At 42.2% G+C, this 12,519-nt stretch carries 3 protein-coding genes and 1 pseudogene; 1 reads left to right on the forward strand and 3 read right to left on the reverse strand.

The features are described from left to right. Positions 1–471 (forward strand): annotated as a pseudogene (locus tag B0183_RS12290) (hypothetical protein); the annotation flags it as partial. A 568-nt stretch (positions 472–1,039) separates the two neighbouring features. Here the strand turns inward: B0183_RS12290 and recB are convergent. The 3 genes from recB to B0183_RS04380 all read right to left on the reverse strand — a co-directional run bounded on the left by recB (position 1,040) and on the right by B0183_RS04380 (position 12,500). Further along, positions 1,040–4,627, reverse strand: coding sequence for an exodeoxyribonuclease V subunit beta (recB, locus tag B0183_RS04370; protein ID WP_078208387.1), 3,588 nt, complete (start codon positions 4,625–4,627; stop codon positions 1,040–1,042). Positions 4,628–5,056: 429 nt separating this feature from the next. Further along, positions 5,057–7,327, reverse strand: a complete 2,271-nt coding sequence (locus tag B0183_RS04375) for a hypothetical protein (protein ID WP_131826761.1) — start codon at positions 7,325–7,327, stop codon at positions 5,057–5,059. After that, a complete protein-coding gene (locus tag B0183_RS04380; RefSeq protein ID WP_078208388.1) occupies positions 7,218–12,500 on the reverse strand; it encodes a hypothetical protein in 5,283 nt (1,760 codons plus the stop codon). Before B0183_RS04380 ends, B0183_RS04375 begins: the two co-directional genes overlap by 110 nt. Between the last annotated feature and the right edge of the window lie 19 nt (positions 12,501–12,519).

Genomic DNA, 12,519 nt, shown 5'->3' on the forward strand with positions numbered 1-12,519 from the left:
AAAAATAGTCAGTACCCCACAGGCACAGGCAACGATACCTTCTTCCAAGGCTCAAAACATATTGATTACGATGTTCAGATTAATGGCGGAAGCGGCATTGACTTATATCGTGTCGGCGGCGGTTCAAAAGCAACCACTGATAAGATAAAAGGCTTTGAGCGTGTTGAATTGGTTGATAACGGTGCGATTATCGGTATTAAATACTCCGACCTAAAAGCCTCTGGCTTAGAACTTCCGATGAAGGTTATGAAAGGCACAGAAGTCAAAAATGGCGATAAAGTCAAGGTTGACTTGGGGAATAATAATTCGGATTGGTTGGCGGATAGTCCTGCACAAAACCTGGGTGATCAGGGTGGCTCTTGGAGGAACGGAAGTACCGTTAAAGAAGATGGTAGAACATATAATGTTTACACCATAAACAGTGACGTGAAACACCAAGTTTGGGTTGAAAATGGCATCATAGTTATCTAATCCCTAGATTGGCAAGTTATTTTGTCAATCTTCACCATAACCCACAGAGGCAAAGCAATTTGCCTCTGTTTTTTTGGAAAAACCACTGCACTTTGGTGAAAAATCTATTTTGGACGCCAAGCTTGGCGTCGCTACAATCACTGCGTTAGTTGATTTGTTGGAATAATTGAAATGTGCGACCCATTACGTTGATTTGTTTGTGAATTTTTTTATCACCAACAGAAAAACATTCGGAGTGTTTGTAGGGACGCCACGTGATCTGACCCCAAAAAGTTTCAACCGCACTTTTTTTTTACCTAAATTCAATTATACCCTCAGCCCCCATCCCCTTCGCTAACGCTCAGGGACTTCCCCCATAAATGGGGGAAGAATTTTCTCATAATGCCGCTCTACAATACTTCCCCTCCCCTCCAATTCTTCCCCCGCTTGCGGGGGAAGGTGCCCGAAGGGCGGAAGGGGGGCGAATATGGGGAGTAATTACATTAATCCGAAACAATAAATATCATTTTTCTTTTTATTCGTCCCACAAAACACTCAAAGTGGGCTTTATTGATATAGAGAATATCTCTTACCCAAACAACCTATCCATTTCTTCAATCAATTCCATACTTGGTTTATCAAAATAAACGCCGCTATTTGGCTCGCCGTTCATTCCCCGTAGAAATAAGTAAGCCACTCCGCCAAAATGTTGTTCGTAGTTATAATTTTTACCTAGGCGAGAGCTTAAGTAGCGGTGAACGGCAAGGGTATAGAGCAAATATTGCAAATCATAGCGGAATTGTCCCATTGTTTTGGCTAATTTGTCAGCTTGATAATCTTGTGGCAAGTAGCCTAAAAAATTGGATTTATAGTCAATCACATAGAATTTGCCATCAATTTGGGCAATACAATCGACAAAACCACGCACGAAGCCTTCAAGGTTATATAAGGTTAAATCAGGCAACTGTTTTGCTAGCGGGCTATATTTTTTCAGTAGCTGATTAAGTCGATATAAAGCTTCTTTATTGGATAAGCGTAAATAAAATTGCCATTCGTTCAAGCGCTTATGGGTAAAAATCTGCGCTAAACTTACCGCTTGATCACCAAATGGGGTTTGAATAACTTGCTCAAACCACCTTGTTAAAGGCTCAAGCCACGCTTCGTCTAAATCAAGTTGTTCACACAATGCCTGTAATTGTGTTTGATCCACCGCTTGTTGAAAATCCCAATGCTCAAAGAATTTATGCAACAGATTACCGACTTTCGTGCTATGTGGAAATTGGTAGCGACTATATGGCTGAGCGTTATCTTCAAGAAAATCCGATAAGATGAACTCTGTACGGTCATAATCTTGAGCTTCGTCACCAAAGGCTACAAGCGGTATGTTTTGCCCTTTATTTTGCAAACGTTCATTTTGAGCCTGTAATGCCGTGAAGCTGGTAATTTGCCCAACTGTGCGAATGGTACCTGTAAAGGATTTGGCTTCAATATCAATAGGCTGTACGAGTGTTGGTTGCCAATCGTCTTCAGGCACATCATTATCAACTGTAATCAGCTCTGCGTTAATGCCTTTCTGCGCTAAATAATATTGCGTATTTTGGCTAGGGGTGACACCACCTGTTCCAATCTCGCCACTGCTTAACAAATAACTTAGGCTATTCCATTTGTCATCAAATTGACTTGGCAAGATCAAGTTTAGTTGATACTTCGCTCGTGTGACCGCAACATAGAGCAATCGCAAATCTTCCGCAAATTCTGCCTTATCAATATATTTTTTGATTTCGTCGGATTGTGAGCCGAAACTCCAATAAGCCTTGCCTTCATCATTTTGATAGATCGCCATTGATTTACTTTTGGCTGGTTGGCTTGCTTTAGCCACAAACGGCAACCAAACCACAGGGTATTCCAATCCTTTTGAACCGTGGATAGTCACTACTTTGACTAAACTTTCTTCGCTCTCTAAACGCTGTTTTTGTTCATCGGCGTAGCCATCGGGATTAGCTAATTGCTGTTCATACCAACGTAGTAAGGCGAACTCGTTCTCTAAATTTGGCATTGCCCCTTGTAGTAATTCGGCTAAATGCAACAGGTCAGTAATGCGACGTTCTGCATTAGGCAAAGCATTGATCCGTTGGATAATATTTTCTTTCACAAAAATTTGGTGCAACATCGGTAAAATCCCCTGATGTAGCCAAACTTGTTGATAGCCGACAAAGTTTTCCACCACATTATCCCACGCTTTTTCATCTTGTTTGATATTAAAAATGTCGGTCGATGTTAAGCCCCAAAGCGATGTGCCAATGGCTGAAAGCAAACTGGATTGACGGTAAGGGTTTAAACACGCAGAAAGAATAAAGCGTAAATCTTGTGCTTCTTGGGTTTCATAGACGCTGTTTCGTTCAGAGAAAAAGACCGATGGAATATGGCGTTTTAATAATTCTGTACGAATTAAACTGGCTTGTTTATGGCTACGCACAAGGATCGTAATGTCTTTGGCTTCAAGCGGTCTATTTCCCTCCTCTTTTTGCACAAAGAGCAACCCTTGCTCACTCTTTTTCAGCTGTTGTTGAATTTGATAAGCACAGTGAGCGGCCGCAAGCTGTTCATCAAACTCCGTGCTGATTAACAGACATCTGGTCACTTGTTCACCAACTAATGTATCTGAAGCCTCTTTAGCTTTAACTGGTTGGAAAGGAATGCCGTGATATAAAAATGGGGGATTATTTCCTTCTGGGAACTGAAATAGACGATTACAACTATCCACCACTTCAGGCACAGATCGCCAGTTGCGATCAAGGGTTGCTTGTTCCTGAACCTCATTCTTCGCGGTTAAATAGGTGAAAATATCAGCGCCACGGAATTTATAGATCGATTGCTTTGGATCGCCGATCATAATAAAACCTTGCTCGCTGGTATTTTGATCCATAAAAATACGACGGAACACTTCATATTGCTGTTGGTTCGTATCTTGGAACTCATCAATCATCGCAAATGGGTACAAGGCTCTAATTTGTTGAGCTAAATCTGTACCACGTTCCGATTGCAAAGCTGAGAGCAAAAAGCTCAACATATCGCCAAAACTTTTCTCTTTATGGGTTTGCTTATAATCGGCAAGTTTTTGACGTAGATGGCTGAAGAATTGATAGAGCAAAATCGCTTTTGATTTGCCTTCAAACTGTGTTTGGTAAGCGGTGAGATAATCTTGATTTTTTGCAAAAATAGCATGGGTGAGTGGTTCTGCCCCCTCCTCTGCTTTTTCATTGATAAAATCCTGACAAAAGCGAGAGAAGCTATTCGTTGGGAAATAATGACTACCGCTTGTAGCCCATTCGTTCAGCTCTTTCAACCAATTTTCAACCCAACGCATCTGATAAGCACGACGGCTGAGCGCTTTCTTTTCACCTTTTTTGTAGCTTTTATTGATCTCAGTCACAATCAGGCTTTCCGCTTCCGCCCCTACGGCAAGCCAATGTTGTTTAGCTTTTTGTAACAAGGCTTGATAATCGGTGAGATAGCTTGAAATGCCTTGCGTTAGCCATTGGTTCTCTGCCGCTAAATCTGGAAAATCGCCATAGAGATAACCTTTCACTGCGGTTAATGCGTCAGAAGGCGTTTTTAACTCTTCAGCAACGGCAACGGTTTCCGCAAGTCCCATTGGATAAAATAGCTCACGCCAGGTTTCTTCACTCAAACGGTTAAGCAGTTCGCTCTCATTCGTCAATAAATCAATATCAAAACGAATGCCAGAGCTAAACGCAAACTGAAACAGCATCTTTTGACAGAAGCTATCAATGGTAAAAATGCTGGCTAAATCAATTTCACGTTCAGCAATTTTTAAGCGTAAGAGACATTCATTTAAACGAGGTTGAACTTCTTGATAAAGTTCTGCCAGAAAAGGTTCTTGTAATGCTTCTTGCGCTTCTTTAGAAGAGGGATCTCGAAACCATTTTCCTACATTGACCAATTTTTCCCGAATGCGATCTCGTAGCTCTTGTGTCGCGGCTTTGGTAAAGGTGACAACTAAGATTTGTTCAACCGTTAATGGGGAGGGACACCGAACCCCTAAAATCAACCGCAAATACAAATTTGCCATCGTATAGGTTTTGCCTGTGCCAGCAGAGGCTTCAATAAGGCTAGATTGGTTTAAAGCTAATTGTAGCGAATTTAGTGGATTCATGATTATCAAGGCATGTAGTGATAAATGACATCATTCTACGCTATTTAGTTTTAACGAGAAATCTTTTTAGAACAATCGAAAAGCGCCCATATTCGCCCCCCCTTCCGCCCTTCGGGCACCTTCCCCCGTAAACGGGGGAAGAATTGGAGGGGAGGGGGAAGTATTGTAGAGCAGTGTTATGAGAAAATTCTTCTCCCATTTATGGGGGAAGTCCCTGAGCGCTAGCGAAGGGGATGGGGGCTGAGGGTATAATTGAATTTAGGTAAAAAAAAGTGCGGTTGAAACTTTTGGGGTCAGATCACGTGGCGTCCAAAATAGATTTTTCACCAAAGTGCGGTGGTTTTTCCAAAAAAAAGAGGCAAATTGCTTTGCCTCTTTATTCTTTGGTGAAGATTGACACAACGATGTCATGTCAATCTTTTTTGGGGATTAGAGAACTGTGATACCTTGTTCAATCCAAACTTGGTGTTTCGGAGCAACAACATACTCATAAACATCGTATGTTTTATCCCCTTCCGCTGCTGTACTCTTATGAGTCCAACGATATGAACCATCTGCTCTATCATTTGTATTATTTGATACATTAGATCTCATATCACCATTCATACCCAAATCAACTTTAGCACCAGTAACGTTGCTGAGTTTGGATACCTTCATTGGTCCTTCAATAGATCCGAAATAGTCAGCTCTAATTCCCAACGTTGTATTATTGGCTCTAAAGAGAACATTCTCAAAACCTTTAATATTATGATTGGTAATGTGAGCGCCATTTTTCTCAATCAATAGCGTATCCACACCTGAACCGCCATCTACTCTGGAGTTGTTAGGACTTAATCCGGCTTTCATACTGAATACGTCGTTACCAGCTCCGAGTAAGATCTGAGCACCATTACCGATGTCGCCTTTAACCTCAGCCCAGTCATCGCCATGACCGAGATCAACAAGAGTGTATTCCACTTTTCTTGCGATAAATTCATCGCTACCACCGCCAAGACGAATATCAGTGTTTTCAATGAAAGAGTCACCTTTCACTACATCGTTGCCATTGCCCGCCACCACTTTGGTGCTACTCATTGCGCGACCAACGGTTTCCCCCGGAGTGAGAACTAAACGGTTATCGCCTTCACCAAGATCGATAATGCTATTCTTCGATGCACGTTGTCCGTTTCTATCAATAGGGGTTCCTTTTAAGATAACAGTGTCATTGCCATCACCCATAAAGACTTTTGCACCAGCTAATTGACCGCCGTACCATTCGTTAGAGTTCAGGAACTCGACTTTTTCATATCCGTGAATACCTTGACTACGTTTATGAATATCTATTACACCGGTATTTCTGTCTTTTATCACATCCCAATCAGTATCGTGGAAACCAACAGCCAAAATATCATTGCCGGCGCCCATATCAACTTGAACACGATATCTATCAGCTACTTTCTGCCAGTGTTCATATTCTGATTTCAGACCAGAGTAGCCCCAATCACCATAACCTAAGTCGTGTCCTACAGCAAGAATATCATCGCCATTTTTGAAATCAAACTTCAAGGTTGGATCCCAAGTCCATTTATTCATGACCTTCTCACCGATTTTCACTACATCGTTATTGTCACTATAACTGAGTCGTTTACCTTTACCGTTTGAAACCGTTGCCTTATCTTCCTCTTGTGTCAATGGTGTAACCGTAGCTTTCGCGTTATTGGTGTCAGATTTATCATGTCGTTTACCATGTACAAGCTGTGCCAATCCATCTATATAGCCGCCGTTGCCCTTGATAGCCACTTCACCCCATCTATGATCCGTACCCCTTAACTGACTTAAGTTCTGACTACTATCATCAAGTGCGGTCACTAATTTATCTTTTTCAGTGGTGATAGTCTTGGCATTGCCAGAAGATTCCGTGCCACGTTTGCTGTATGGAATCATACTAACAGTAGAACCGTCTTTTAAGCTATTGCGGTCGATAGTCACTTCACCAGTGCTGCTATTCACTGTTAAATAGGCGTTTGAAGTATTCAAATCAACAGATACACCATTAATTGTGATAGTTGAGGATTTCTGACCATCAACCTCCACCACTTTCCAACTACCATTTACTTTTTCGTAAACCACGTTATGAGCAGTTGGTTTACTTACGTTAATGTTGTTTCCTTCATCAGTGAAAGTTAGCTTGAACTTATTCGTACCAGTTGCCGGTGTTGCTTTCGCTCCGCCGATATTCTCTGATGCTGTATCACGGATTAGCTTCACAGTGATAGGTTCATCTGCTGCAACCACATCTTTTTGAGCACGAGCATTTCCTTGACTATCGTAAGCGGTAATGATGACTTTTCCGCCATCTCTCACCGCTTCCGGAGCAAAGGTTAATTCACCAGTGTTTGCATTAAGCTGGATCTTCTGATTATCAATCGAACCTGTTGAACCTTCTTGCTCAAATGCCCAAGTGCGACCTGTTTTCTTCACATTGATCACTCTTGATTGACCCGTCGCTTCATCCACATAGTCCACACGATATTTAGCACCGCTGTTAGTATCTGCAGGTTTAACTTTAACGCCACCTTGTCTTGCAGAATCCACTTGGGCAGTTGGTGCATCAACTTGCTCTGGTGGTTGTGCAGGCGGTGTAGGTTGTGGTTGAGCTGTGCCACCACCAGTTTGGGGTTCCGCCGCTGTCGCCGCCCGTGTTAGTGCCGCCTGAACCACCTGCTGATTGTACTGGACCAGTAAACGCTTGAGGGTTTTGCCTCATGTTTACATCGGTCAATGTAATGGCTCCAGCTGTACTGTTATCAGCTATCACTTCATACGTTAACTTACTTTCATAAAAGTCATCCATACGTTTACCATCAACATTTGCTTTAGCGCCGTAGAAAATCTCGTAAACCAGGTTTTCTTTGTTACTCGTTTCTAGATCATTATTGATATGGAAAGTTTTGTTTGAACCTACGTCTTCAATATAAATAATGTTATTAGCTTCTCCCTGTTTAACTAGAGTTTTATTCGGACCATCATTGTAATTACCATTATCAGTCCAGTAATTGTAATAACTCCAATTTGTACCATTTGATTTCAGAGAAAACACATTGTCATTACCATTTGCATCAATATTAAATTGAATCGCACTCAATTTTGTTGGATCTGCGATCACTTTAACGCGATATTTTTGTGCTGTTGAATCGTGTTGAGCCTGAATAATCGGTGCTACCAATTCCTCACCGTTACTTAACACGTGCATTTTTTCCGGTACAGCTTCTGTTGAATCTGCTTTTTTCACTTTAAATTCATGAACAGTATGCGCACCTTTTCCACCAATATCCATATTATCTTGGACTGCTTGATCTTGTGTTACTGTTAAATACTCATCACCTGCTCTACCTACAGTGATATTGGTTAATTTATCACTGGTGATATTTTGGATAGTAAACGGAGGGCTACCTATATTAGAGTCAACTGGTTCGTACTCAATAGTTTCTGTACCGCTTAATACGCCATTGTTATCAATATCGCCGCCATTAACTTTCATCACGTATTTTTCCCATTGACCTTGCGCATCTTTAATAAAGGCAAAGTTTTGAGTTTGTCCGCCTATTGCAGCAGTGAAGCTGATAAAGTCAACGTTAGTACCCGGAGTGACTTTTACCTCACCTGTATTTGTATTTTGGAACAGGGTTGGGGTATCTAATTGATCTGCAGACGTTTGTGAATCATCTGGTGGTGATGGCGGAGGTGGCTCTACCGTAATAATCTCAGGACCTTTTGGTTGATCCGCTTCTGCAACTGTACCTGGGTTTGCGGCGGCTGTTGCTGGATCTGTTTTAGCTGGTACATTCTTATTGTTGTACGCAGTCACATTAACCTGAGTATTATCCATCACCTCAAAGGCTTTTAACGTGATTTCACCTGTTTCAGGATTAATCTCTGCCACAGTAGATGGGACATCATACTGCTCAGTTACTTTAACTTTCTGACCGTCAGCACCATCTTGTTCCACTTCTCTCGTTAATTTTTCAAAAGACCATTTGCCAGTTTGGGTATTTTTCGTCGTAACTAATTTACCATCCGCTGTTTGAGTTGAAGCATCTGTTGTTGGCTTATCTTCACCATTTTCAGCTTTCTCTTTCACATAGCTCACTTCAAGACGGACATTATCTGTGTCTGCTGGTGTAGTGGTTTGCCCTGGCTTAATGATTAAGCCGCCAACATTTTCATCTGTGCCTTGTGTAATGGTTGGTTTATCTGTTGCATCCGGTGTTGTATCCGTTTTTGGCGTTTTCACTGGTTCACCAGAACCCGATATTGCACCATTGCCATCCTTGGTTTCAACATAGATGCCGTTATTCTCTCCTACCTGTTCCGCAGGAACTGTAACTTTACCCGTGTTAGGATCTACCGCCATTCCATTTGGTAAGCCTTGATCTGTCCATTGACCATCTTCACCCTTCACAACCTTACCAATAGATTGTGCTTCACCTTCACCCTCAAGCGGTTTTTTGAAGATTCCATACTCCTTAGTATCACCACCAGGAATGATCGTGCCATCAGGCGTTACTGTTGCAGGATCTGCCGTAGGCGTTGGATCTGCCTTAACTTGCTGTTCTGCAGGCGGTTCACTACGGTTAGATTTTGCTTCAATACCTACGGCGGTAATGTTGCTATTCTCTTTTAAGCCTGATTTATCAAGGGTTAATTCGCCTGTTTCTGGGCTCAGTTTGACTTTCACGCCATTGATAAGCATGGTATTTGGATCACCATCGTTATCCTCAGTAAGATTTTGTTGGTTCTCACTGAATTTCCAGACTTTAACCTTAGCTGTTTGGGTTTGACCATCTTCTGAAGCGAAGGAAATATCTTTTTCTCCCTGCTCAATGGTAACTGTCGTTTTCTCATTATTATTGCTGCCTTTCTTCTCAAAAGCCACTTCCAATTTAGTATTATCACCTTGAGGACGAGCGACCATATCACCATTACTGAGCTGTTCAAGAGAAGGTTTATCTGCAACAACGTCTTGATCTTGACGGAGATCGCTGCCTACGGTAATTGATGTATTAGAGGTGACTTGATCTGGTTGACCATTTACCCCTTGTGTTTTTTCAACCGCATCTTTACCTTCTGTCGGCAATCCTAACGCATTATAGCCTTTAGCTGTCACAGAGGATCCATCCTTAACCGCATTTGCGTTAAGGGTAATCTTGCCTGTATTCGGATCAATAGTTGCAATACCAGCATCTTTAGCAGAAACAAGTCCAACACCCTGTGTATTGCTAGGGTTTTCGCCATTGTCGGTTGGTGTTGTTTGTGCTTGTTGTAACTTCTCATAATCTGCTTTGGTTGCAGCAAAGAGTTCCCAAACGCCATTAACTTTTTGAGCCACTAGCACCATATCTACATCTTCACTGACCGATGATGTACCATTCTGAGGTTTCACTGTTGGGATTGGCTGATTATTGCTGGTTGTCTCTCCTGGCATCGCTGTCGGAGTCATGGTGTAGCCTTTGAAGGACACAACAACTTTCTCATTATCCCCTTGCGGTTCAATAATTGCAGTACCTTGTTGATAGGTATTGTCCTTACCTTTCACCAAATGAGGCGCATCAGCTTCTTTCGGTGTAGTATCATCTACCAACGCCTTAATCTTGGCTTCCTGAACGGTTGTCAATCTAGTGTTGTTTTCTGTTGTATCACTAGTTTCATAAGGTTTGTTTGATGCTACTGATTCACTTCCCACAGTCTTATAACCCACCGCTTCTGCTTCTGAGCCATCCTTCACTTTTGAACCTTTGACAATCACAGTACCGTCGTCTTTGATGATATAGTCGTCGGTGCTAGCAGGTTTTTTGTCTGCTGGTGTCGTATCGTCTAATACCCACTTACCTTGCTCAAGATCTTTCTTCACAGCTATTTCTTTCGGCTGACCTTGATCATCTACATACTTCACAACCATTCTGTCATTATCGCCGCCTGGTTTCGCCACAATGTCGCCTGCGTTTGGTTGGTCGCTATTAGTACCAGTTCCTTCGGTTCTTCCAGTTTTGATTGTCGGCACGTCTGTGCGGTCTTTGCTGTAATCTGGCTCTTTAGCTGTTTCGTCTGTTGGACCTTTGTTCAGATTTTGTGTTACTGCTTCTGGTTTGTTACCCGCAAAGTCTGTTGTGGTAGCAGCTATTGTTCCACCATATGGCACTTTATCGCCACTTAGAATAACAACGTTTTTATCTCCGTCTTTTTTGAGTGTAAGACCAAGATTGCTGCTATCGTTATTTGGCAATGACCAAGTTGTACCGTTGTAAGTTAAAGTTACTTCTTTCGCTGGTTGTGTATCCTGACCATTTTCAGCTTTTGGTGTTACTGTAACTTTTACTTCCAATAATTCTCCAGATTGTGGTGTTGGAAGTGTAATTTTCGCACCACCAAAGCCTTCCATGTATGGGGTAATGGTTGGGTTATCTGGTGCTGTTGTTTCGGTATGATCTTCTTTTACACCTTTCGCTGCTGCTTTTGCGTTAACAGTTTGAGCATGGCTCGGCGCTTTGCCTTCTTTAGTCGCTTCAACAGTGATTTGGGTTGCTTGACCATTTTCGGTGTTGAATGTGAAGTTTGTTAGTTTCGCTTTTAATGTTTCATCTTTCTTGATGTCTGTTGTATCGAAACTGAATGAACCATTTTCTTCAGTAACTTTGAAGGTTCCAAGAACAACTTTTTCACCACTTGGTAATGTAATAGTCGCTGTCACTGTCGCACCTTTTTCTGATTTACCTGTAATAGTAAATTTCTCTGGTGTTGCGTTAGAGGCGGTGTCTGTGTCAATCGCTTTTTCTAAAGTTACGCTGCTGAGTGGTGTACGCTCATTCGGATACGCTCTCGCATTATGTGATGCAGCTTTCTCATTGTCCGCTAAGTCTTTAATGACAGCGGTGACTTCCGTGTTGTCTTTTACTTTGCCTTTTTCAATGGTGACTTCGTTGCCGTTCACTGGGTTTGCAATGAGGTCTGGTTTATCTGAAGTCCAGCCATTCGCGCCTTTAGTTAAAGTCACGCTCACCTGTTGTGCATTTTCAGGTGTTTCAGGAGTGAATGTTACTATCACTCTGTCGCCTTCTACTGCGTCAGTTGGTAAACCCACTTTCACTGAGCCTAAACCTTCATCTGTAGTTACTGCAGTTAAGGTTGGCGCTGTGGTTGGTGCAGTTGTATCACCTTCATGCCCACCAGATTGTGGATTATTCGCATCATGTTTACCGACAGCAGGTGTTCCTACTTGAACAGCTGTAGACGGAATACTTGGTGCTTTCACTGGTGTTGTGCCATCAGTACCCACTTCGTGGACTGTTGCAACTAAGCTATCTGTTGATTTGATATCTTGTGGTGCACCATTTGTATTTTCTGTGATGGTAATCACCGCTTTACCATTCTCATCAATAACACCTTCACCAATTGGGGTGTTGAGCTCACCTGCTTTGTACACTTTCACAAGTGAACCTTTCGGCGCTTTTTGACCGTTTTGGGTTGTATCCACAGTCACAATCGCTTTTTCAGGCTCATTATTCGCTGCTTCGCCATTGCTTACTACGTCAACTGCTTTCACCATGATAGTTGGCTGCGCTGATTTTTCATCAAACGGAGCAACAACTTTAGTTGTATCGCTTTCTGCTGATGTTTTTCCTGATACATCAGTAGTTTGCGCTTTGACTTCGGTGTTGTCGGCTACTTTGTCTTCTGGGAGTTTCACGCTGACAACATTATTTGCTCCTTTTTCGGTAGGTAGCTGTAATGTGTCTGTTGGTTCTTGTTTCCACTCACCATTAGTATAGGTGTAAGTCAATGTCGTCGGTGTACCCGCTGTTCCATTTTCAAGTTCTGGGGTGTAGTTGATGGTCACTTTATCCCCTTCAACAATT

Source organism: Glaesserella parasuis (assembly GCF_002015085.1).
GTDB classification, from domain to species: domain Bacteria; phylum Pseudomonadota; class Gammaproteobacteria; order Enterobacterales; family Pasteurellaceae; genus Glaesserella; species Glaesserella parasuis.

Coding starts and splice junctions, on each gene's coding strand:
- recB (WP_078208387.1), bottom strand. CDS start 4,627: ATGAATCCACTAAATTCGCTACAATTAGCTTTAAACCAATCTAGCCTT.